20 protein-coding genes and 1 pseudogene are annotated in these 22192 nt (G+C 54.0%); 10 read left to right on the plus strand and 11 right to left on the minus strand.

The window, feature by feature from the left end; all coding sequences use genetic code 11:
- The first annotated feature begins 94 nt into the window (after positions 1 to 94).
- Genes ACR0KS_RS15855 through ACR0KS_RS15865 form a run of 3 tightly spaced genes read left to right on the plus strand, consistent with a single transcriptional unit; the run spans position 95 to position 3701 of the window.
- Entirely contained in the window at positions 95 to 1804 is a 1710-nt protein-coding gene (locus tag ACR0KS_RS15855) for an acetoacetate--CoA ligase (protein ID WP_480693264.1), read from the plus strand.
- Positions 1797 to 2663, plus strand: coding sequence for an acyl-CoA thioesterase (locus ACR0KS_RS15860; protein WP_170416094.1), 867 nt, complete (start codon positions 1797 to 1799; stop codon positions 2661 to 2663). The genes ACR0KS_RS15855 and ACR0KS_RS15860 overlap by 8 nt, the downstream gene beginning before the upstream one ends.
- A gap of 24 nt (positions 2664 to 2687) precedes the next feature.
- Positions 2688 to 3701 carry an amidohydrolase family protein gene (locus ACR0KS_RS15865; protein ID WP_480681514.1) on the plus strand — a complete coding sequence of 338 codons (1014 nt, stop codon included), beginning with the start codon at positions 2688 to 2690 and terminating at the stop codon, positions 3699 to 3701.
- Between the two features lie 106 nt (positions 3702 to 3807).
- On the opposite strand, the gene ACR0KS_RS15870 is transcribed toward ACR0KS_RS15865, so the two are convergent.
- From ACR0KS_RS15870 to ACR0KS_RS15905, 8 genes and pseudogenes are all read right to left on the minus strand, one after another.
- On the minus strand, positions 3808 to 4584 hold the full coding sequence (locus ACR0KS_RS15870) for an SDR family oxidoreductase (RefSeq protein WP_170416096.1): 777 nt from the start codon (positions 4582 to 4584) through the stop codon (positions 3808 to 3810).
- Between the two features lie 11 nt (positions 4585 to 4595).
- Positions 4596 to 5369 (minus strand): glucose 1-dehydrogenase, encoded by a 774-nt coding sequence (locus ACR0KS_RS15875; protein ID WP_170567710.1) that lies wholly within the window; start codon positions 5367 to 5369, stop codon positions 4596 to 4598.
- A gap of 21 nt (positions 5370 to 5390) precedes the next feature.
- Positions 5391 to 6677 carry an acyl-CoA dehydrogenase family protein gene (locus tag ACR0KS_RS15880; protein ID WP_170389111.1) on the minus strand — a complete coding sequence of 429 codons (1287 nt, stop codon included), beginning with the start codon at positions 6675 to 6677 and terminating at the stop codon, positions 5391 to 5393.
- Between the two features lie 48 nt (positions 6678 to 6725).
- A complete protein-coding gene (locus ACR0KS_RS15885; RefSeq protein WP_170389061.1) occupies positions 6726 to 7502 on the minus strand; it encodes an enoyl-CoA hydratase-related protein in 777 nt (258 codons plus the stop codon).
- A gap of 10 nt (positions 7503 to 7512) precedes the next feature.
- Entirely contained in the window at positions 7513 to 8808 is a 1296-nt protein-coding gene (locus ACR0KS_RS15890; protein ID WP_170416100.1) for a 3-hydroxyacyl-CoA dehydrogenase, read from the minus strand.
- Between the two features lie 3 nt (positions 8809 to 8811).
- On the minus strand, positions 8812 to 9039 hold the full coding sequence (locus tag ACR0KS_RS15895) for a hypothetical protein (RefSeq protein ID WP_480681517.1): 228 nt from the start codon (positions 9037 to 9039) through the stop codon (positions 8812 to 8814).
- 68 nt (positions 9040 to 9107) lie between these two features.
- A pseudogene (locus tag ACR0KS_RS15900) lies at positions 9108 to 9323 on the minus strand (AMP-binding protein); the annotation flags it as partial.
- Positions 9324 to 9393: 70 nt separating this feature from the next.
- The gene (locus ACR0KS_RS15905; RefSeq protein WP_170567708.1) at positions 9394 to 10191 is read right to left on the minus strand and encodes a sulfotransferase family 2 domain-containing protein; all 798 of its coding nucleotides are present in this window, start codon (positions 10189 to 10191) and stop codon (positions 9394 to 9396) included.
- A 237-nt stretch (positions 10192 to 10428) separates the two neighbouring features.
- Between ACR0KS_RS15905 and ACR0KS_RS15910 the strand changes: the two genes are divergently transcribed.
- From ACR0KS_RS15910 to ACR0KS_RS15920, 3 genes are all read left to right on the plus strand, one after another.
- Complete coding sequence (locus ACR0KS_RS15910; protein ID WP_480693271.1) at positions 10429 to 11619, plus strand: glycosyltransferase; 1191 nt, start codon at positions 10429 to 10431, stop codon at positions 11617 to 11619.
- Positions 11620 to 11939: 320 nt separating this feature from the next.
- Complete coding sequence (locus ACR0KS_RS15915; protein ID WP_170416108.1) at positions 11940 to 12917, plus strand: autotransporter outer membrane beta-barrel domain-containing protein; 978 nt, start codon at positions 11940 to 11942, stop codon at positions 12915 to 12917.
- A 377-nt stretch (positions 12918 to 13294) separates the two neighbouring features.
- Positions 13295 to 14827 carry a hypothetical protein gene (locus tag ACR0KS_RS15920; protein WP_170416110.1) on the plus strand — a complete coding sequence of 511 codons (1533 nt, stop codon included), beginning with the start codon at positions 13295 to 13297 and terminating at the stop codon, positions 14825 to 14827.
- A gap of 88 nt (positions 14828 to 14915) precedes the next feature.
- Here the strand turns inward: ACR0KS_RS15920 and ACR0KS_RS15925 are convergent, their stop codons facing one another.
- A complete protein-coding gene (locus tag ACR0KS_RS15925) occupies positions 14916 to 16394 on the minus strand; it encodes a phospholipase D family protein (RefSeq protein ID WP_170567704.1) in 1479 nt (492 codons plus the stop codon).
- Positions 16395 to 16890: 496 nt separating this feature from the next.
- Between ACR0KS_RS15925 and ACR0KS_RS15930 the strand changes: the two genes are divergently transcribed.
- From ACR0KS_RS15930 to ACR0KS_RS15940, 3 genes are all read left to right on the plus strand, one after another.
- Positions 16891 to 17769 (plus strand): hypothetical protein, encoded by an 879-nt coding sequence (locus ACR0KS_RS15930; RefSeq protein WP_170416114.1) that lies wholly within the window; start codon positions 16891 to 16893, stop codon positions 17767 to 17769.
- On the plus strand, positions 17766 to 18530 hold the full coding sequence (locus tag ACR0KS_RS15935) for a hypothetical protein (protein WP_170416118.1): 765 nt from the start codon (positions 17766 to 17768) through the stop codon (positions 18528 to 18530). Before ACR0KS_RS15930 ends, ACR0KS_RS15935 begins: the two co-directional genes overlap by 4 nt.
- 192 nt (positions 18531 to 18722) lie before the next feature.
- Positions 18723 to 20063, plus strand: coding sequence for a mechanosensitive ion channel family protein (locus ACR0KS_RS15940; RefSeq protein WP_170567703.1), 1341 nt, complete (start codon positions 18723 to 18725; stop codon positions 20061 to 20063).
- A 39-nt stretch (positions 20064 to 20102) separates the two neighbouring features.
- Here ACR0KS_RS15940 and ACR0KS_RS15945 read toward each other — a convergent pair whose 3' ends face one another.
- Positions 20103 to 20801: a hypothetical protein gene (locus ACR0KS_RS15945; protein ID WP_170416121.1), complete on the minus strand. Its 699-nt coding sequence runs from the start codon at positions 20799 to 20801 to the stop codon at positions 20103 to 20105.
- Positions 20802 to 21069: 268 nt separating this feature from the next.
- Between ACR0KS_RS15945 and ACR0KS_RS15950 the strand changes: the two genes are divergently transcribed.
- Complete coding sequence (locus ACR0KS_RS15950) at positions 21070 to 21498, plus strand: hypothetical protein (protein ID WP_170416123.1); 429 nt, start codon at positions 21070 to 21072, stop codon at positions 21496 to 21498.
- A 132-nt stretch (positions 21499 to 21630) separates the two neighbouring features.
- On the opposite strand, the gene ACR0KS_RS15955 is transcribed toward ACR0KS_RS15950, so the two are convergent.
- A complete protein-coding gene (locus ACR0KS_RS15955; RefSeq protein WP_170567701.1) occupies positions 21631 to 22071 on the minus strand; it encodes a hypothetical protein in 441 nt (146 codons plus the stop codon).
- Positions 22072 to 22192 lie beyond the last annotated feature (121 nt).

Consider the following 22192-nt stretch of genomic DNA (forward strand, 5'->3'; position numbering starts at 1 on the left):
CTGTCCGTTCAAACAATTCGCTGAGTTGGCTGCCTAGTTTCGTTGCAATCGCCAAGACAGTTCGGTCAGCTCAAAACTTTGCAACAAAGCCACCATGCTGAACTATAGCGATCAGGTTATGCGATGGGCCGAGGAACAGCCTGACAGGACTGCGGTGATCGTTGAATCTGAAACCTTTGGGGCTTCGTCCCTGACCTGGGCCGAACTGCGCGACCGGGTCGCCAACCTGGCGGCAAACCTGCGGGACATGGGGGTGGGAAAAGGCGACCGGGTCGTCGCAGTGTTGCCCAATACTGAAACCTCTCTGATTGCGTGCCTCGCGACCGCCAGTCTTGGTGCGATCTGGTCTCTTTGCGCACTGGATATGGGCCACGTCGCAATTCTGGACCGGTTCCAACAAATCGAACCAAAGGTGCTGATCGTCCAAGATGGCTATACCCATGCAGGCAAGGACATTGACCGCCGTCCTTTGCTGGAAACCATCCGCGCTGGGTTGCCATCTCTTGAGCAGACGCTGTGGGTGCCCGTGGCAGGCGCCGCCCCCGAGGGTGCGCAGGAGTTTGCCCCGCTAACGCAGGGCGATGCAGAATACGCTGCGACACCAGTGCCTTTCGATCATCCGTTGTGGATCGTCTATTCCTCGGGCACCACCGGCAACCCGAAACCCATCGTGCATGGCCATGGCGGCGTGCTGCTGGAAAACGCCAAGCGAAGCCTGCATGGCAATCTGAGGCAAGAGGACCGCTATGCCTGGATGACCTCGTCTGGCTGGATCATGTGGAATTCTCAACTTTCGGTTCTGGGGCAGGGGGCCACTCTGGCGATGTTCGATGCGGCCCCCAACCATCCCGACATGATGGCATTCTGGCGGTTTGCAGCGCGCCATCGTCTAAGTTTCGTAGGGGCAGGTGCTGCGTTTTATGAGGCATGTCTCAAGGCAGGCATTCGCCCCGCCGATCTGGACCTGTCGGCGCTACGGGCCATGGGCTCAACCGGATCTCCGCTCAGTTCCGATGGCTATGGCTGGATCTATGGCCAGGTCAAATCCGACCTTTGGCTGGCACCTATTTCGGGCGGGACCGATCTGGCCAGCGCCTTCGTGGGCGGCAACCCGATGATGCCAGTACGGGCGGGTGAAATGCAGTGCCGCATGCTGGGCAATGCGGTGCGAGCTTTTGACGAGGCAGGCAACGAGGTGTTCAATACGGTCGGAGAACTGGTCTGCACCGAGCCGCTGCCATCGATGCCGCTGTTTTTCTGGGGGGATAAGGACGGTTCACGGCTGCATGACAGCTATTTCGACACTTATCCGGGAATTTGGCGTCACGGTGACTGGATCGAGATCACGCCCGAAGGTGGCTCGGTCATTTATGGTCGGTCGGACGCCACCATCAACCGCAAGGGGCTGCGCCTGGGATCGTCCGAGATTTATCAGGCGGTCGAAGGGCTGGGCGAGGTGATGGATTCCCTGGTCGTTGATCTTGAGTTTCTGGGCCGCGACAGTTTTATGCCGTTGTTTGTGGTGCTGGCCGACGGGCAGGTGCTTGATGACGCGATGAAAGACAAGATCAACAGCGCGATCCGCACCGCCGTGTCGGCCCGCTTTATCCCCAACGAGATCATCCAGATTGATGAGGTGCCGCGCACCCTATCGGGCAAGAAACTGGAAGTGCCGGTGAAAAAGCTGCTGCTTGGGGGGGATGCGGCGCTTGTAGTTAACCGGGATTCCATGTCCAATCCTGGCAGCTTTGACACCTTTGTCGACTATGCCAAATTACGTGAGGAACATCTGGTTCATGAATAATGCTGCCCTAAAACTGATCGATCTTCTGGACATCGAGCACTTGGAGGTCGATTTGTTTCGCGGCTCAGGAGCAGGAGGGGAAACGCCGCAACGCATTTATGGCGGGCAGGTCATTGCTCAGGCCCTGATGGCGGCTTATCGCACGGTCGATGACCGAATGTGCCACTCGCTGCATGCATATTTCATCCGCGCGGGCGACCCGTCAATTCCTGTCATCTACGAAGTGGACCGTGCCCGCGACGGCGGCAGCTTCACCACCCGCCGCGTGGTGGCCATTCAGCATGGACGCCAGATATTCAACCTGTCCGCCTCTTTCCACGTCGCAGAAGAGGGATGGGCGCACCAGCATCCCATGCCTGTCGTGCCCGGCCCTGAGGGGTTGATGTCTCGGGACGAGCAAAGGGCCAGGGACGCGCATCTTCTGCCGGAAAAGCACCGGGCAGAGTTCACGCGTGCCCGGCCGATCGACGTGTCTGACGTCGATCCGCAGGATATGTTCAAGCCGGGCGTTCAGGACGACCGCAACCACAGCTGGATCCGCATGAAGGAAGCGGCAGGCCATGGCTATCAGATGCAGCATTGCTTGTTGGCCTATGCCTCGGACATGAACCTTTTGGGATCGTCTTTGCGCCCTCACGGACTGACATGGTTTCAGGGCAAAGTCATGAGCGCCAGTCTGGATCATGCCATGTGGTTTCACGCGCCGCTGGCCTTTGAAAACTGGCATCTCTATTCGATGGACGCACCGTTTACCGGCGGCGGTAGGGGTCTCAATCGCGGGGCGATCTACAATCAGGACGGAGTGCTGGTGGCCACGACAATGCAAGAAGGGCTGATACGGCCACGCAAACCAAAATAGCTAAAGCTCAGGGAGGACAATGAGGTGTCAGTGGATGAGGCATGGATACCGCGCATGGCCGCGCGGGATGACTGGCTTGCGCAGGTTCGTGAAGACATCATTGAACCGGATCGTGAAATCGTCGATCCTCATCACCACCTCTGGCGACGCCACGGCTATGTCTATGAAATGGCTGAGCTAGAGGCCGATTCCTCCAGCGGGCACAATGTGGTGGAAACCATGTTCATGGAATGCCGGTCCTACTATGATCCCGCCTCATCCAACCCACTGGCGCCGGTTGAGGAAACCCGCACCGTTACGGCCATGGCGCAGGCGCATAAGGGGCCTGCCAAACTGACCGGGATTGTTGGGTTCGCCGATCTGCGCAATCCCGATCTGGATTCCGTTCTGGATGCGCATGTGGCAGCGGGACAGGGCCTGTTCAAGGGCATCCGTCACGCTGGCGCGCGCGATTTGGAACCGGACCGGCTGTTCCTGCCGAAACAAAGCCCAGAGAACCTCTATGCCGACCCCGACTTCCGCAACGGTGTGGCGCGGCTGGGCGAACGTGGCCTGACATATGATACATGGCAATACCATCACCAACTGCCTGCCTTTGTCGATCTGGCGCGCGCGGTGCCGGGCACCACGCTGGTCCTGGACCACCTGTCCACCCCTCTGGGGGTGGGACGGTTTGACGGGCAAAGCGAGATCATTTTTGATCGGTGGCAAGATGATATTGCCGCGCTGGCAGAATGTCCAAACGTGATGGCCAAACTGGGCGGAATGGCCATGCCCGACAATGGCTGGGGCTGGCACGACCGGACTCAGCCGCCGGGATCAGAGGAATTTGCCGATGTGATGGCCCCCTGGTATCGCCATATGATCGCCTGCTTTGGGGCGGACCGTTGCATGTTTGAAAGCAACTTCCCCGTGGATCGCATTTCGATCAGCTACCCGGTCCTGTGGAATGGACTCAAGAAAATCGCAGCGGACTACAGCGAACAGGAAAAGGATGCACTGTTTGCAGGTACGGCCCGCAAGGTGTATCGCCTTTGATCTTCATCTGGCTGAAAATATCCCGGGGAGTGTGAGGGGCTGGCCCCTCACTCCTGCCTTTGCCATCCGGGTGACCGGCAGTGTTTACCCAAGAATACGTAGAAACTCAGCGTTTCAGCGCGTCCCCGTACATCCGGTTCAGTTTGCGCATGCCGCCGATCCATTTGTCATAATTGTCGGTCTTGTTGCGCATATATCCCAACACCTCGGGATGGGGCAGTACCAGAAAGGTTTCGTCTCGGATCGCCTGCAGGCAGGCCTCGGCCACCGGTTCGGGCTCTAGCAGCCCGTCCTGATGGGCAACGCCACCGTCACGTCCACGCGTCATTTCCGACCGCACCGCCTGCGGGCACAGCAGTGAAACGCCGATGCCCTGATCGCGATAGGTGAAGGCCAGGTATTCCGCCGCGCCCACCGCTGCGTGTTTGGTCACGCCGTAGGCCATGGATCCAACCTGGTTCAACAGACCCGCTGCCGAGGCCGTGTTCAGCAAATAGCCGCCACCCCGTTCGGCCATGCGTGGCACCACATGGCGCGCCGCCCAGACATGAGACATCACATTGATTTCCCAGATCTTTTGCCAGGTCTCATTGTCCGTTTCCGGCCCGCCGACGCTGAGGATGCCGGCATTGGAACAAAAGATGCCAATGGGGCCAACCTCGGCCTCAGTCTTTTCGATCAGGGCGGCGATGTCGTTCTCTTTCGACACATCCGCCATGATGGCAATGCCGCCAATGTCCCTGGCGGTGTCTTTTGCGCCCGCAAGGTTCAGGTCGGCGCAGACAACAGATTTGGCCCCTGCCTCGGCGAATGCTTCGGCCAGCGCCTTGCCGATGCCACTGGCTGCGCCCGTGACAACGACGATTTGTCCTTGGATTTCCATGTGTTACCTTTCTACGTCCACATCACGCTGCCGCCATCCACGGTCAGTGCCTGACCGGTGATATAGCGGCTGGTATCCGAGGCCATAAAGGCCGCGATCCCGGTGAAATCCTCGGGCTCGCCCAGGCGCCGCAGAGGCACCTGCTTTAGGTAGTACTCGGCCGTTTCCGGGTTTTCCCACAGGGCGCGGGCAAATTCGGTCTTGATCACACCGGGGCAAAGTGCATTCACCCGAACCCCCGCCGGACCCATCTCCATCGCCAGGTTGCGCACCAGCGCGATCAGCGCCAGCTTCGAGATGTTATAGGTGCCCAGCGTATCAGACGGCTTGAACGCGCCGATCGACGCGGTGAACAGCATCGAGCCGCCGCCCAGATCCTTCATGTCGGGGAAAACCGCATTGGCCAGCCACAGGTTGGACTGGACGTTGGATTGCATGGTTTTCTCATACGCTTCGTCCGGGATGTCGCGCATCTTGCCATAAAACGGATTCACCCCGGCATTGCCAATCAGGATCGAGATCGGCCCAACCTGATCATGCGCGGCTTTGGCTAGGGCCTGTACCTCGTCCTTTTTGCCGATGTTGCAGGTCATCGGCGTGGCGGCCTTGCGGCCCACCGCTTCGTTGATCTCGGTTGCGGCAGCCTCAAGCCCGTCCATCTTGCGGGCCGAGATGACCACGTTGGCACCTTGCAGCGCCAACCCTTTTGCCATCTCCAGCCCCATTCCGCGCGACGCGCCAGTAAGCAGGGCATTGCGCCCGCTCAGGTCAAACATATTGGTCATTCTGTCTTTCCTTTCCTCGCCTTACGGCCCCTGGAACAGTTGGCCACCCGCCGAGTTGCCCGCGGCGCCGGCCTGCCGTTCGTTTGAAGACAGGTAATCCTTGACCTCGGCCCGCGCGACAACGGCGTGGTGCACCTCGTCCGGGCCATCAGCAAAGCGCAGGGTGCGCTGGCCGGTATACATCTCGGACAGCGGCGACCATTGCGAGAGGCCTGTCGCGCCGTGGATCTGCATGGCCTGGTCGATGATCTGACAGGCCTTTTCGGGCACCATCGCCTTGATCATCGAAACCCAGATGCGCGCTTCTTTGTTGCCCATCGTATCCATCGCCTTGGCAGCCTTGAGCACCATCAGACGCATGGCTTCAATCTCGATCCGCATGCGGGACAGGGTTTCCATGTTTTTGCCCAGATCCAGAAGCTTGCGGCCGAATGCCTCGCGGCTAATGCCGCGCGCGATCATCAAGTCCAGCGCCTTTTCCGCCTGTCCGATTGAGCGCATGCAGTGGTGAATCCGCCCCGGCCCAAGGCGCAGCTGGGAAATCTCGAACCCACGGCCTTCGCCCCAGAGGATGTTGCTTTCGGGCACGCGCACGTCGGTAAACCGGATCTGCATATGGCCATGCGGCGCGTCATCCTGACCAAAAACATGCATTGGGCCCACGATTTCGACGCCGGGCGTGTCCATTGGCACCAGGATCTGGCTTTGCTGGCGGAAGGTTTCCGCGTCGGGTGAGGTTTTTACCATGACAATCATGATCTTGCAGCGCGGATCACCGGCGCCCGAGATATAATATTTCTCACCGTTGATGACCCATTCGCCGTTTTCCAGCACCGCGCGGGTGCTGATATTGCGCGCATCCGACGACGCCATGTCCGGCTCGGTCATCGCAAATGCCGAGCGGATTTCGCCCGCCAGCAGTGGCTTGAGCCACTGTTCCTTTTGTTCGGGCGTGCCGATGCGCTCCAGCACCTCCATATTGCCGGTGTCGGGGGCCGAACAGTTCAGCGTTTCGGGCGCCAGCGGGTTCTTGCCCAGCTCGGCGGCGATATAGGCATAGTCAAGGTTCGATAGACCTTCGCCGGTTTCCGCATTGGGCAGGAAAAAGTTCCACAGCCCCGCATCCCGCGCCTTTTGCTTGGCGGTTTCCAGCAACTCCAGCTGACCGGGCGCATAAGACCAGCGGTCGGCGCGGCCATGACCAAGGCGGTGAAATTCCTCGGTGATTGGATCAACGTTTTCGGTGATATGTTTGATCACCTTTTCCAAAAGCGGCTTGGCGCCTTCGGACATTTCCAGATTGTTCATATCTGCGACTGTTTGGACCATGTCGGGTCTCCTGTTCTGGCGGGCGTACTAGCGATTGACCCAGTTCGGTTTACGTTTCTCGGCAAAGGCGCTCACGCCTTCCTTGAAGTCTTCGGTCTGGGCCAGATCGGCCAGAACTTCGCGCGAATGCTGCATACTGTCGGGGAAGCCTTCGATCTGGGCCATGCGGTTCAGCACCCGCTTGGTCGCTTTGACCGAGGACGGCGACACGGTGCAGATTTCCTCGGCCAGGGCCATGGCGCGGGTCATCAGATCGTCATGGGGCAGAACCTCGTTCACGCAGCCTAGTTTCAGTGCCTCTTCGGCGTCGATGGTACGGCCCGTGAACATCATTTCCTGCGCAGCCAGACGGCCGATATAACGACTGAGGCGCTGCACCCCGGACGCGGCAGCAAAAAAGCCGACCTTGACCTCGGGCAGAGCGAATTTTGCACGGTCCGAGGCGAGGATGATGTCACAGCTGAGCGCGGTCTCAAAACCCCCGCCCATGGCGAACCCGTTCACCGCAGCAATGACGGGCTTTTCCAGATCATAACGCATGGCGAGCCCGGCAAATCCGGTCTCGGGGATCGGCTGGGGGCCGTGTTTTGCGGTGTGCTTCAGATCGTTGCCGGCGGTGAAGGCCTTGTCGCCCGCGCCGGTCAGGACGGCGACCCACTGGTCTTCGGTTTCGGCAAATTTGTTCCAGCAATCGTGCATCTCGTGATGCATGGGGGCGTGGACCGCGTTATAGACCTCGGGGCGGTTCATGGTGACCAGCAGAACATTGCCGCGCTGTTCGGTTGTAATGAATTCGTAGGACATGACTTCTCCCTCAGTCGCGCGCGGTTTTCAGACCGCCGGTGTCGATTTCCGTAAATTTTCCGCCACTTGCGGCGAGCTTTTTGAGCGTTTCCGCAGGCGCGAAATCTGGGTCTTCTGCGCCAAGTTTTTCCATGACTTCCAGAACCTTGGCTGCACCGATCGTGTCGCCATAGTACATTGGGCCACCCTTGTCGGCGGGCCAGCCATAGCCATTGATCCAGACCACATCGACGTCGCTGGGCCGCTGCGCCTTGTTTTCTTCAAGGATTTTCACTGCCTCGTTGATCATCGGGCAAATGCAGATGTCGATAATTTCATCCTGCGCCATTTGGGATGGTTCCGCCCCGGTGATGTCGGCAATGATTCTCGCGGTGACATCCGAAGGCAGCGGTGTGCGACTTTCGTCATAGTCGTAATAGCCGGCGTTGGTTTTTTGACCCCGCCGGTCCAGTTCGCACAGCGCATCACGGATCGGGTTGTCTGTTGTGGCCCCTTTGGACCAGCCGATATCCAGACCCGCAAGGTCCGACATCTGGAACGGTCCCATCTTGAAGCCAAAGGCGTTTAACGCTGCGTCCACATCCCAAGGCATGATGCCGCGATAGACCAGCTTCATCGCCTGATCCTGCCGTTTGAACAACATCCGGTTGCCGACAAATCCGGGGCAGACGCCAACCACCACAGCGATTTTGTTGATCTCAAGCGCGATGTCGAGACAAGTGGCCAGCACGTCTTGCGCGGTGTGCTCGGCCCGCACGATTTCCAACAGTTTCATGACGTTGGCAGGCGAGAAGAAATGCAGGCCGATCACGTCCTGTGGTCGGCTGGTCATGCTGGCGATTTCGTCGATGTCCAGTGCCGAGGTGTTCGTGGCCAGGATTGCACCCGGTTTCATTATCCGGTCGAGATCGGTGAAAATTTTGCGCTTCAGTTCCATGTCTTCAAACACGGCTTCGATCACCAGATCGCAATCGGCCAGATCCTCAAGTGACAGGCGGCCATCATAGCGCGCCATGCGAATGTCGACCTCTTCCTGAGGGAAGCGGCCACGATCTGCGCTGCGCTGATAATTGCTGCGCACCACGGCCAGACCCCGGTCCAGCGCCTCTTGTTTGGTCTCAACAATCCGGACGTTGTAGCCTGCGGTGACGAAATTCATCGAGATCCCGCCACCCATGGTGCCGGCACCAATGATGCCGATTGTTTTCACCTCGCGGCGCGGAGTCGAGGCGTCGATATCCGGAACCTCCCTCGCGGCTTTGCCCGAGGTGGCGTGGTAAGTGACAAGGTCGTCTTGAGTGGTCATACGTCAATCCTGGTTTAGCAATTCAAGGCATTGGGCGCGCAACACGCGCCGGTCGAGTTTGTCCGTGGCGCCACGCGGCAAAGGCTCGGTATGCAGCCACAGATGTTCGGGAATTTTGAACTTCGCGATGTGTCCGGCCAGATAGTCCTGAATGTCCTGCGCGGTTGCCTCGTGGCCATCACGCAATTGAATCCTGGCACCAACCACTTCACCCAGCCGGGCGTGTGGCACGGAAAAGGCACAACCGCTCCGAAGGTCCTGGAGTGTTCATTGAAAGTGTCGGAGGCTTTCGGGGTGTACAGAATGCAGCGAGATTGAGAGCTGTCCAGCACCCGTTGCACTTCGCTCTGCGTGGCTCTCGCATTCATCATTACGACCCATGCATTCAGTTGGCTAAGCGCAAGGATCGGCACCACGTAAGTGGCGCAGTTTTCGGCCAATAGCGTCACGCGTTCTCCCGCCCGAACTCCGTGTTTCGCAAGCCGGTCAGCCAAGTCTTCGGATAGAGTGTTTATTGCGCCATCTCCTCAGTTTTCAAAGGAATTTGCGACAAAACCCCCTGAGCTACTGTAAATTCTGAAGCGATCAGTAGTTGAACCAAGAATAGTCAACATCGAACAAGCGTCTAATCCGATCGGCTTGTTCGGGAGTAGACGAGAACTCTGAGATAGATTGGTTTACGCGTTTTGCGGCGATCGTCCCGTGTTCCACCTCATGTTCGCTTAACTGCTCCGACAAATTGATCAGTTCTGTGTTCAAAGTCTCCACTTTTGCAATATGGCTATATTTTATGATGTCGGGGCGGAGATTGAAAAATTGAGGGCGAAAATGTGGGTCGAAACGCCGTGGATTTTCTGAAATGCCGCATTCGATATAGTTTAGAAATATATTGAAATTTTGGCTGCTAGAGTTGTTGGAATTGAACCCAAAGCCTTTGATGTAGGGCAAATGGCGGCCGTGCTCGGGGTTTTTGAAATCAAGAAAGAAGTTCTTGAATGCACTTTCGACCCGCTTTTTCGGATCTCGCACAAAGCTAAACTTGAAAACCTTGTCGTCTAGTAAGCCACTTAATAACTCGTGCGGGCAGTCTTTCCCTCGTACTAACTCAGGGCATTGATGTATGTTGCCGGTGTACTTTCTTCCGTACTGCCACTCGTGAATCTTTTCAGCCACAGCGCTCGTGCCACATTTGGGGTTTTTGACATAGACGTACTCCCCATTGTTGGAAAAGATCGATCGACGTGCCAACTCCTGGATTTCTGTGTCTAGTCTTCCCAGATGCGCCTTGTTTTTGAAAGCGGGAAAAAGGGCGGACAGAATTCTGTACCTGTAGATTTTCGGTGCGCTGGAATAACGTACTTTGGACAACATGTAACTTTGCACTCAGCCTCTGGGACAGAAACGATCTCGTACTTGAAGATATCCGGCTTGCATTCTCATGACAATTTCGAGTGACATAGCTCTAACTACAACAGTGCTCCTTTTTGTAGACTGCCAAAATTGCGGAAAAGACGTGTTCTATATTTGGGCGCGAGATCGGAAAGGACGGATTTGGTTACCAAAAAACGCATTGCCATATTCGCACAGGGCTCTCGTGGAGACGTTCAGCCATATATAGCGTTGGCCCCGGGGTTAACGCGGCGTGGGCACGACGTGGTGCTCGCGGCACCCGACGATTTTGCGAGTTGGATCGGCAGTTTCGGTCTGTCGTACGCCACGATGGGTACCAATATACAGAATCTTCTCCAATCCAGTGAAATCCGCAAAATTTTGGCGGGCAATCCGTTTGGTATTGGAAAAATTTGGAAAAGCATTGCAATACCGATGCTCGAAAAGTCGCTCGAGACCCTGTGGGAAGTCGGGCAGAACGCCGATATATTGGTTCATCATCCAAAGGTCATTGGTGCTGCTGATAATGCTGAGGTCACAGGCGCCCCGGTTGTCCTTGCGTCCCCGATCCCGATGATGCCAACATCGGAGTTTCCAATAATCACCATGTCCTGCGATTATGGGAAGTTGGCCAACAAGCTGACGTGGTTGCCGCTTCACTGGGTTCGGACCTTCTATGGCCGGCAATTGTCTCAATGGCGACAGCAAACTCTGGGCCTTTCGAGGACATACCGGCCCAGAAATGGGGCAGACCCTTTCTACGGGGCAGATTTGCGACTGATAGGCGTCTCCAAACTCGTAGTACCGCCCCCTTCGGATTGGGACGAAAACACAATAATGATCGGGTACTGGACACTGCCCGAAAGTACGGGCTGGCGCGCTGACGAGAGGCTTAGTTCGTTTTTGGACGGCGGTTTGGCCCCTATCTACGTGGGATTTGGGTCGATGCCTGTAGATAGCCCAGAACGTGCAACGCATCGAATAGTTGAGGCAATTGAATCAGCCAAGTGCCGCGCTGTTCTGTCGTCGGGGTGGGCTGGTCTTGGCGATGAAAAATTGCCGGATAGCGTCATGGCAATCGACAATGTTCCGCATGACTGGCTATTCCCGCGCGTGTCCGGTGTTATTCATCACGGTGGCGCAGGAACAACGGCTGCCGGCTTGATTGCCGGTCGCCCGACACTGATATGCCCCGCGGGTGTTGATCAACCATTTTGGGCGAGGCGCGTTGCCGAGTTGGAATGTGGCCCTCGGCCCTTGCGATTGAAGGACCTGACGGCTGCCGCTTTGACAGATCGAATTGTCGAGCTTTGTCATTCGACATCCTTTGTCGAAAACGCGTCCGCGTTGGGAAATGCTCTATCTAAGGAAGATGGCGTGGCCTGTGCTGTTAACCTGATAGAGGAAAGGTACTGTCTCTAGTCTCCCTGACGCTGCTGGCTGTCGATCACCAATAAGCGCGACGTTCGACATCCATAAGTTGTAGAATACGCCGTTTTGAGAGCGGTGGGGCCAGTGGAGTAATGATCTTTGGTGACCTGAGGTGTGCTGGAAGGGGAAGTCTCTGCGACTTGGTGAGCCCTCTCAACAGGATGCAAAATCGCCACAGATAAACCCGGCGTCTCTTGTGATGTTGCCTCTTGGTTTGGATTCTGGCTCAAATGCTTCCGCGCCGATCAGAAGGCCGAATTGCAGGTGTGTTTTAGGTTCAAAGGTACTCTTGGGCTGCTATGGGGACGTCTATGCGAATTGCGCTAGTGGGGAAATTGACGAACAGCTTGAAGCAGTTGGCGTTGATTGGCGTGGTTTTGATGGCTGTAGCAGATCCATCATCGGCGCAATCGATTGACGACGGGAGTGGGTTCGACGTGCGCGATAATGTTAAAGGCGCGCTTGCGATTTTGGGTATCTCGGCCGCGCCAAATGAATCTGCAAGTGTCCTCCTGTTAGACAAGAATGTAAAAAATGGCGACGACTATGACCTTCGAGGTGGCCAAATCGGTGGCGGCTTCAGAGTTTCGAGCGACGTTCCGGTTTTCCTTGAAGGATACGTTGGGTTCACCAATTATGACCCGGTGTTCTTGTTGTCCGAGGGCGGCACAAACACAGACATACCGTCCTATTGGACAAGTATTGCCGCCACCGGCGGGGTGGGTTGGCAATTTGATATAAGCCAGGGCTGGAAAATTCGCCCCATGGTCAATTTTTCAATCGGCCGAGTTCAAAGTGATAGTTCCATTGCTGCCCAGTTGGTCAACATTATCCTCGAAGATGATTTGGACTTTCTGAGCGACGGGGGCATAACGGCACTGGGATATGGCGGTTCATTGGTTGCGGAATATAATCGCCGTTGGGCGAGTAACCACGAGCTCGACCTGCGATTTAGACATACGCATATCATTCTTGAACCTATGGACGCCGATCTTGTTGGGCAGGCCGAAGCAATTTCGACCGTAGCTTGGTCCCGAGTCAGAGTGTCGACGGGTGTGCGGGTGTTTTCCCAGCCTACGCGATGGGTTGGTGAAGTTTCGGCCTCTTATCTTCCAGGTGACCAGGGAATCGTTTTGGACAGTGAGTGGCTTGCACAGTTGGGTGCAGGGATAGAACTGGACCTGTCCAGAAATGACTCGGCCTGGATCGAAGAGTTTCGCGTTATGGCACGTGTTGCGAAGGGCGACAATATTGAGGGGTACTCAGTCGGTGTAGCCATAAAATTCTGAGATCCTGTGCTGGACATCCAGTTTTATCCTGAACGTCCACCGGGTGAAAAATAGCTTTCGCCGCAGTGCCGCCGCTGGTGGGCGTGGCTTGGTTGTTGCGAGTGTTTTGGACCGGTCCACCATAGTGAGTTCGGGGCGCATTGTCTTGATGCAAGTCCGTTGAATTCGCACTGGAAACTGCCGTAACCAATGCCGCCAGGGTGACAATTCCTGCTATCGTCCATCTGTGAGTCATTCAAAGCCTCCTTCGGTCTTAAATAGTTTCTTTGATGGTACTCAGGTGGGCATAGGAAAGGCTTGGCGAAAGGAAATTACATGTTGCTTTACAGTATTCTACATTGGCAAACTTTGTGACGTGACCAAGCAGGAGAATAGCCGTGCCGGAAAATGTCGACAAAGCGGATATTCTAGAGCAACTGGAACGCATTTTAGCATCCAAGGATTTTGAAGGCAGTGCGAGGACGAAATCGTTTCTAAAGCATCTTGTTCAACGTGAACTTGAAGGTCGTGGCGAGGAGTTGAGGGGAACCGCTTTGGCCATGGATGTCTTTGGGCGAGGTGCCGAATTCGATCCCAATGTCGATCCAATCGTACGGATCGAGGCCGTCAAGCTGCGAAAATCTCTGGATTACTATTATCTGACTTCAGGGGGTGCTGACCCGTTTCGTATTTCGATCCCCAAGGGGCAGTATCGTCCTCATTTTGAAGCGAATTCTGAAAGGGAACAGGAAGGGCAATCGCCGGAGAACGATCCTGGATGGCCTGTTTTGGGAATCGGTGTCTTTTCAGGCTCGGATACGCCACCTGCCAGATTATTGCGCGAGGGTTTCCCAGAGGAATTGGGGCTTGAGCTGGCAAGATTTACCCATATCCGTGTTCTCACCGGGTATGGCGATACGCCTTTCAGCGAAAACTCGGCGCAAGCCGTACCGCGTTGTGACTATGTTCTGGATGGTACTGTGAGGGACGCCCAGAAAAGTCTGCGTCTGATTGTGCAACTCAAAAGGGCTGATGAGGGTTCTATCTTGTGGTCCGACCGGTGTGACTTCAGGCCAGATGAGACGGATAGCTTTAAGTTTCAGGAAGAAGTTGCGAGAAACTGTGCCGTGAAAATAGCTGACGCCTATGGCGTAGTCGCAACGGATGCAGCAGAGCGTTTCGCCAACCGCGCGCCATCTGGGCAAGGGGTCTATCAGGCTTTGCTGGCCTTCCATGCTCACCTGCGAACCTCCAGATCGGGCAGCTTGCAGCAAATGATAGACCTTGCGCGGAATGCCACGGCAAACAACGAAACCGGTGGTTTGGCGCATGCCTTGATTGCGCTGGGTTATGTGGAAGAAGTTGCACTCGGTCAAAAACGCCTGAGTGCGGTTCGGGAGTTGGGACAGACCCATGCAGAAAAGGCCGTGGCGCTTGAACCTCAATGCCAAGAAGCCTTGTTTGCCGCTGCAATTTACGCGCAGATGGCGGGTGACAATTCACGGTTCGACCGCCTGATGGGTGCGGCAATTCAGGCCAATCCCAACGGTGCGTTGTTGATCGCGTTGGCTGGAGCATGGTTGGCGCTTGTCAGCGATATCAAGCTTGGCAGTCAATTGGTTAGGCAGGCTTTGGAAATTAATCCCCTGTTGCCAATCTGGACTAATATCACCCTGTGTCTGGAGGACGTCGAAAACGGGGACTACGTTTTAGCCTCAGAAAAAGTACGTAGGATTGACGCCCGTGAGAACGCGGGTGACTGGCTGCTGATCGCAGCCGTCCACGGGCTGGCAGGCGAGGTTGAGTTGGCACAAGATGCTTTGTCAAACTTTCCAACCGATCAGTTTACGCTCGACGAATATCTTGCGGACCTCCCCTATGCGACTGGTGTTGTGGACTTGTTGCGGGAAGGCATGAAACACTTGCATTAGATTGCGGTGAAAGGGCTGCGGTATCAGATAACCACTGGACGGCTAGCTTTTCAACGTCATGTGGTTGAGTTACTAAATCTTCATTTCCTCAAAGCTGACTTTCGATGGGCAGCCAACCCGATACCGTGGCTACAAACTTACGCCAAAAACCTGCCTTCGGTTCACGGGGAAGCAGTTCGCTTTTCGTAGACGCAGTGTCTTCCCATTGTAGTTTGCCGGTGTCGCCGACAGATACCCGATAAGTATTGTTCGGCAGAGCAGCATCCAATTGCGCATTGATATCTTTGGCAAGGCCTGGGCTGCGAATTAGCATACCGATTTCCGAGTTCTGTCGAATGGATCTTGGGTCAATATTTGCGGAACCTACAAAAACATAAGTCTCGTCAATCGTTGCAATTTTAGTGTGCAAGGTGAGCGGAATTCCACCGTTCAAGTCTGAAGTCGCCGCGTCGGAGCGGACCTCGAAGAAATCAATTCCCGCGTTGATTAACCGTTTGCGGTACCGGGCATAATGGCCGTGCGTGTAGGGATGGTTGGTTGATGCAAGAGAATTTGTCACTACCGAAACATCGATGCCGTTTTCGACAAGTTTTTCAAGAAACTCCGCGCCGTACTCCTCTGGAATAAAATAAGGAGTGACCAGTCTAATATTGCTTTTCGCGCGACGCAGGCTGTTGAAAAAGGCATCCCCAACGACATATGGGCCCGTTCCAGAACGCGAGCGGAGCTTCGTTGGATCGTCAACCACAACCTTCGCCCGGCCAAAATACACGGTTTCCCGACCATTCACGAGCTGCCTGAGGTATTCAGAACCTAAAGCCCGTTCATAAGTGGCCACTTCTTCTCCGAGGGCGCGTTTCTGGAACTGTTCATATGCTTCGGTCAGAGGGGTCAGGTCTCCCTCGTGGATAGCAGAAAATGGTAGGGACCAGGCGTCATTCCAATACAGGTCAAACGCCTTTGACAATTTTAGGACTGGTTTGCCTGCTACAAACAGATCGAAGTCGGCGAAGTCGTATTGTGTCCCGACACTGAAATATTCGTCCGCGATGTTCCTGCCGCCGACAATCGCGAAACTGCCGTCTGTGATAGTAACCTTATTGTGCATTCGTCGGTTCACCCTGGAAAAGTCCAGCAGGAAATTAACAGCCACGGTACTGTTTCGAGACAGCGGGTTAAAAACGCGAATTTCCACATTGGGGTGCGCGTTCAAGGACGCTATCTGATCGTCCTGTGCTGTGGTGAAAACGTCGTCCAACAACAACCTTATCTTCACACCACGTTCAGCGGCGGAATAAAGGGCGAGCCATATCAGCGACCCGGCTAAATCGGGTTTGATTAAAAACGTTTGCAGGTCAATGGAGCTTTCCGCCCTTTCGATCATTCGCAATCGAGCCCCCAGCGCGTCATTGCCATCGTACAAGGGGGCCATTGCTACGACGTCTTTATCCAGCCCAGTAAGCTTTGCCGCAACTCGTTCGGCGTTGGTTCCGGTTGCCGGAATAGCGAAGGAATTCTCTTTTGGTGTATCGAATGGAACATAGGTGCAGCCGCCAATAGCCAACATCAAACCACACCCAAGTAAGAGTTTCCGAACGATCCTCATTGGTATTCCTGTTTGACCTCAGCAAAGTTGTGGCGAATGCGGCTGATCTGAGAAAATTCCGGCTGAGGGATGAGATTTGCTCAAGTCTTTATGCCTTCTACATTTTTTAGCCACGACACCTGCTAGTCAATCATCGCGTCAGCAATACGGGTCAAGTTCCCAATAAAAGCTATAGCGTCGAGCTGACGTAGAGTGTTGGCCATTTGTCGTATGTGCCGGAGTCTATTCTTAGATGGAAACGTTCGCACAGGAATGCTGTCTGCACTGAGGGAAAACTTATCCATTTTTGCCGACAGCATTGTGGCGACTTTAGTCTGAAAGAATCGCCATGACTCTCAGAGTTAATTGATGTCGAAGCCCGACGGGGTAGGGCGGTGGGATTGCGAATTTTCTCGACTGATCAATGGCTATCAACTATTTATTTAAAAAGGGATTTAGGAAAAAAGGACGTTGACGGTTGGTTGGCCTGGTCAAATTCGGCAAAGCCTTTCGAGCAACCCTGATCTTGGTCTTCTCATTTTTTTTGCTCAATCTGCTTTCTGCGTGTGAAGGCGACAGACCTAAACCGTCAGGTGCACTGAATTCTCAGGCACTATTGGTCGCCGCAAAAAATGGAGAAGGAATTGATCCTTCAAAATATGCCGGCGACATTAAGTTTCTTCTACCCAGCGAGGTGCCTATTGGCACCGAGAGTTTCAAGGTCGCATTTTATGCCGGTTTGAGCCCCGCTTCGGAAACCCGTTTGCAGGTGAATGCAATGGCTGATCTCAGGACCGTTCAGGCACGGTTCCCAGAGTTGGCATCGGGGGTCTATGACAGTACCTGCTCGAGAGAAGTGGCGGTTCAGGTTATCGAAACTGAGGCGATAGAAAATCACGTCGAATTGCGTGGGACTATTTTTGTTCGGTTTTTTTCATGTAACCAGACTTCATCAGGTGACGAGCGTGGCAACCCTTGGCTGACACAAGAAATCGACACCACAGCCAGACTAGAAGCCTTCGTCGCAGACCAATGCGTGCGCTTTTCTTTGGTCGAGCTTGAATTGGACCCGCGGGGAATTACCGGAGCGTTTGCCAGGTTGTTCGGTGTCATTGATAGCGCGCGCGCCGAGATTCTGGAAAAAGCCGAGATATACTTTGATGCCAACCCGGTTTGTTTGGCCATACCTGAGGAGCTAAAGCCGGTGTCACCGAAAGCCACACTCGTGCAAGCGCTTGAAATAGGCGAGGGTGGGGTTGGTGCTGAAATTCAAGGGTCAATCGAAACGGATGCGTCCACACTTGTAAACCTGCTCAGCGTAATGGAGCTGAGCGACATTATCGAGGGGCAACAATGAAACACGCTCAGTTTGCGGCGTTTCTGTTTGGTGGCATTTGCCTCTTTTCTGCGTCCGTCGCCCAGGAAGCCGAATTTGACATAGATGACACGCTGATCGTCGGTACAACGGAAATCGAATACGGTCTCAGTGTGGTAATGACAGCGGTTTCGCCGACACGTGTCGGAGTCGAGGCTGTGCTTGACTTTAGTGACTTGCAGGCTCGTCTACCCGACCTCCTTGCAGAAGAACCTATCTCGGACACATGTGGAAGCCGAACCGAGCTCAGTGAGTTTATGATTGACGTGCAAGGCGAAGTCGTCTCTCTCAGTGGAAAGCTTGATACGCAGTTCTACGAGTGCACGAAAACAAGAGAGAACATCTTTGCACGCGGCGAACCTACGGACAGATGGATATTCGGCTTTTCCGCGTCCGCCACGGCCCGGTTTAGTGAGAAATGCGTTACATACGAGCTTGTGGATGCGGTCGTTCAACCGCTTGAGCATCTAAGAGACATTGAAGGGTTTGTCGAAGATGTTGAGGCTCTGCGCGCTATTTTGCTTGAGGTCGCGGGGCGATTTTTAAGAGAAAGGCCATTTTGCCCGGCCTTCCCCGAGGAATTCGAGCCGTTGGACCCAGTGTACGAAGCAGGCGGTCCCCGCGAAATAGGAGATGGCGGACTGGGAGCCTACCTAAAGGGATCCATTGATACCAGCACGACCACGATCATTGGAATACTGCAGGTACTACAAGAAGAGGGTGTTATCCCGGGGCCTCCATAAACCATTCAGTTCGCCAGGGTTGGCTTCCACTATGTTAAGATGTCCGAATTGTGGAATTATTCTTCCATTTTTGGATATTGATATGTTGAAGGGCTTCGCCCCAAATCCAAAGGTCTGGCCGACGCGACGGGAAACCTTGCAGAAGCCAGGTTGCTGATTGCGAGATTGGACCGAGACCGTGCGAGCAAATACATGAAGAAAAATAATCTGCGGGATGTCGCGAGGACAACAGTCTCAACAATAGCTGCGGTATTGACCGCGGCGTTGCTTTCAACTGCGTTTTTTGGGGTGGCTGGAGCACAACAACTGGCTCAATCAGACCCCTATCAAAACTCAATCGTTATCTCGAGTGATCCAGATGTCCCGGAAGACGTTCTTGCTCGGCACATAGTTGCTTTGGGCGCAGATGATCTTAAGGAAGTTGCAGGTATCTGGCAGCGCCGTGTCCAAACCAACCTTGCTAGAATAGCTGCGGATGTAACCCGTTTGGATACCGTAGGAGAGGACAAATTTCCTGATATTGTTGCGGAAATCAAAGCGACCAACCAGAAGAACGTTGGCTATTTTCAAAACTACCTAATTGTTGTTTATGCCTTGGCGCGCAAAGGTGGGCCGAAAGATGAAGTGAAGAAGCACCAGGACTTCATCAAGGGCTTCATTGGCGAACTCCTGTTGTCCTACCAGTGGACTACGATAGCACATCTATCTTGGGATTGGGTAAGATCAGGTAAGGGGGGGCTCCGGGTTTTAAGCGGACTTATTCAAGCGATCGCAGTTCTAACTGTAGCCTTCTTTCTTGGGGGAGCTTTGAAAAGAGCCTCTGACAAGTGGCTTCGCGCTCGTGACGAGGGAAATGAAGTCGCAGCGGTGGTTGTCCCAAATGTAATTCGCTGGGGTGTTCTTCTCATAGGGTTCCTTTTTGCTCTGTGGGGGCTTGGTGTGAACATCGGGGTCACCACTGCCGTCATCGGGGGGTTCGGATTTCTATTGGCCTTCATGATGCAGAACCTGTTTCAGAGTGTGATTGGTGGGTTTCTGCTTCAGGCAACGAACCCTTACGCGAAGGGTGATATCATTTCGGTCGACCAGATTATTGGAACCGTGATCGACGTAAATTTGATTTCAACGAAACTTAGAACTTTTGACAATCGCCTTATTCAGATTCCAAACCAGTCTATCTGGCAGGGTTCGATGGAGAACCTTACCAAGTACCGCGTGCGGCGCGTCGATCTTGTATTTGGAATTGGCTACAAAGATGACATCGAGACCGCTAAGGCGATCCTCTACGAGATGGTGGAGGAGGACAAGCGGTGTCTAAAAAGCCCAGAAGCCCGTGTTTTTGTTGGCGAGTTGGGACCCTCATCAGTCAATATTTTTTGCCGGCCTTGGGTGCGAACCGACGATTACTGGGATGTACAATGGGATCTGACAGAGATCGGAAAAACGCGCCTGCAAAACAAAGGAATATTCATAGCGTATCCACAGATGGATGTGCATGTTCACACCCGACAGGAGCCATCAGGATCAGACTGAAACGCGTTGCAGAACCAAACATAGTTTGCAACGCGTCGATCAGACTAACCCGGACCCAGTTAGAAAATACTTGATCGCGTCCACGATGTAGGCGCACCCCAAGAGACCAAACAAAAGGGGTAGAAACCAGGACGCGGTGTTGCTGATGAATTGATTGAACCATTTCAGGCTATTGAGTATCGACTCGCCCATGAAATTATAGGCCAACGGTATGGCGAGAAATGGAACTGCAAAAGCCAGGTTGTAGGCGATCAATCCAACAAGTTTCGATTGAACATTGAAACGGTACATTTCATTGATGAAGCCGACGTATGGGACGGCGAACGGAATCCCAATTACACAAATGCTCGCGCCCATAACAAATGAAGACAGAATTCCATCTTTCTGTTGCAAGGCTTCGGACTTCCCAGCCTGTTTTTTCATTGAAGCATTTACACTTAGCCACAAGGCAATGGCCAATAAAACGATCCCCAGCAGAAAACCGACGACAAAATAAATGGGTATCGGATTTACAAACGTATCAATGACAAAGTCCACTACCGGCGTGATGAACTCGGCCAAGCCATAGACAATCAGAACTCCAACCAGAAAATACGTAGTTGTATGACCCAAGACCAGCGCAAGACTACTCGCAATCGGCTTCTTTCCAGTCAACGCTATAGCAGTCGCTGCCAAAAGGACTGGGCTCACCACATCGACCAGCAAGATAGGTATTGAAACGATCCACACATCATTCATTCATCAACACCTTTTCGTCCTAGCATAGCGTCGCCGGGAACAGGATTTGACGATCTTCCTAGTCTGGCGCCAGTGTTGCAAAACTGAACAAAGCTCTATGCTACGCAAAGACTAGTGCCCCTAGATTGGAATCTCCAATACCAATGGGCCAATAGCCATCTATGCCAACATTTCGTGTGAAACGTTAACTGTTTGGATACCGTAAAGCACATGTCCCGCACGCGTTTCCCCACATATTTCCCTTTCGTGAAAGAGAGAGGTGGGAGACATGTCACAGTTCAAAATCTTGAAGTTATTGCGCAGTAGATATCCTTTGACCACAGCGTCTGCTCATAACCTGGTATTGAGAGCCACAGAGCTACAACAGGTCAGGTTTGACTCCGATTGGTTTGAACTGAATAGCGTCTACAGGGCGCAGATTGCCTTTGAAGATGCGCTTAGTGAAACATTGTACTGGGCCGCTTTTGAAGCACGCGAAGGTAGCGTCGAGGGACTGTCCAAGTTCACCGAAAATTTCCTGTCTCAGTTCTCGCTTGCTTGTCCAAGTTGGAACGATGTTGTCATAGATATCAAAAGCTACCTGCAAAACACTAGCGCCAATAGTGTGTCCTTGCTGATCGACGCGATTGAAAAGGTGCAAAGCGATCAGCCTCACCTTGTTGGGCAAGGCGCGCCGAAAGCGGTTGACCGTTTTTGACGGACCCAATTGAACCTGACAAACCTCGCCACGAGTTTGTAGGCCTTGCCAAGCAGAAATATTAAGGATGCTGGGTCATCCAACAGGTTTCTGAAAGCGGTGCGATTTGGAGTTCCAGGAATTCTTCAGGCTTCAGATGTAGGCCGCTTTCTTTTTGCGCTCAAAGACAGAGAGAACATGGGCCGCAACGACCATAGCAAGCCATATCAACAATGAGCCGAAGTTTTCAGCCGCAGCGAGAGGCAAAACAGCGAACCCAAATAATATTGAAATGAGGTCACTGGCTTGCCAGCCATCAGATAGCAAGTCGGGCAACAGACCAAAAAGGCTACCGATAGCACCGGCAATGAGCGTCGCTAAAACCCCACCTACGAGTGACGAGACGCACCCTCCAACGCCTGAATTTCCGAACATAGGGGCAAGCAAATACCCCATCAAAGCCCCGCCCAACGTCATCGCAACTACGTAGCGCGCGACCAATCCAAAATTCTGTTTTGCCCAATCGTCGCCCAACCCGTCAGGAAGATCGCGAGAAAGAAAGAGCAAAAACAAACTTGCCCCGATCACGGCCATTACAAATGTCACGGGTCGTCGTGGAACTATCCGTCTCGATTTTCCAGTTGTCATTTAACCGGTCCATTTCCAATCAGAATTTGATGGGCGCGAACTGAAGCTGTCCTGCATCCTAGGGCTT

The organism is Ruegeria sp. BC7 (genome assembly GCF_056539165.1).

What these genes read in the sequence shown, in the direction of transcription:
- ACR0KS_RS15860 (WP_170416094.1), top strand. Translation starts at nt 1,797, where the DNA reads ATGAATAATGCTGCCCTAAAACTGATCGATCTTCTGGACATCGAGCAC.
- ACR0KS_RS15945 (WP_170416121.1), bottom strand. Translation starts at nt 20,801, where the DNA reads ATGAATGATGTGTGGATCGTTTCAATACCTATCTTGCTGGTCGATGTG.
- ACR0KS_RS15940 (WP_170567703.1), top strand. Translation starts at nt 18,723, where the DNA reads ATGAAGAAAAATAATCTGCGGGATGTCGCGAGGACAACAGTCTCAACA.
- ACR0KS_RS15885 (WP_170389061.1), bottom strand. Translation starts at nt 7,502, where the DNA reads ATGTCCTACGAATTCATTACAACCGAACAGCGCGGCAATGTTCTGCTG.
- ACR0KS_RS15875 (WP_170567710.1), bottom strand. Translation starts at nt 5,369, where the DNA reads ATGACCAATATGTTTGACCTGAGCGGGCGCAATGCCCTGCTTACTGGC.
- ACR0KS_RS15915 (WP_170416108.1), top strand. Translation starts at nt 11,940, where the DNA reads ATGCGAATTGCGCTAGTGGGGAAATTGACGAACAGCTTGAAGCAGTTG.
- ACR0KS_RS15925 (WP_170567704.1), bottom strand. Translation starts at nt 16,394, where the DNA reads ATGTTGGCTATTGGCGGCTGCACCTATGTTCCATTCGATACACCAAAA.
- ACR0KS_RS15890 (WP_170416100.1), bottom strand. Translation starts at nt 8,808, where the DNA reads ATGACCACTCAAGACGACCTTGTCACTTACCACGCCACCTCGGGCAAA.
- ACR0KS_RS15950 (WP_170416123.1), top strand. Translation starts at nt 21,070, where the DNA reads ATGTCACAGTTCAAAATCTTGAAGTTATTGCGCAGTAGATATCCTTTG.
- ACR0KS_RS15935 (WP_170416118.1), top strand. Translation starts at nt 17,766, where the DNA reads ATGAAACACGCTCAGTTTGCGGCGTTTCTGTTTGGTGGCATTTGCCTC.
- ACR0KS_RS15955 (WP_170567701.1), bottom strand. Translation starts at nt 22,071, where the DNA reads ATGGCCGTGATCGGGGCAAGTTTGTTTTTGCTCTTTCTTTCTCGCGAT.
- ACR0KS_RS15870 (WP_170416096.1), bottom strand. Translation starts at nt 4,584, where the DNA reads ATGGAAATCCAAGGACAAATCGTCGTTGTCACGGGCGCAGCCAGTGGC.
- ACR0KS_RS15880 (WP_170389111.1), bottom strand. Translation starts at nt 6,677, where the DNA reads ATGAACAATCTGGAAATGTCCGAAGGCGCCAAGCCGCTTTTGGAAAAG.
- ACR0KS_RS15855 (WP_480693264.1), top strand. Translation starts at nt 95, where the DNA reads ATGCTGAACTATAGCGATCAGGTTATGCGATGGGCCGAGGAACAGCCT.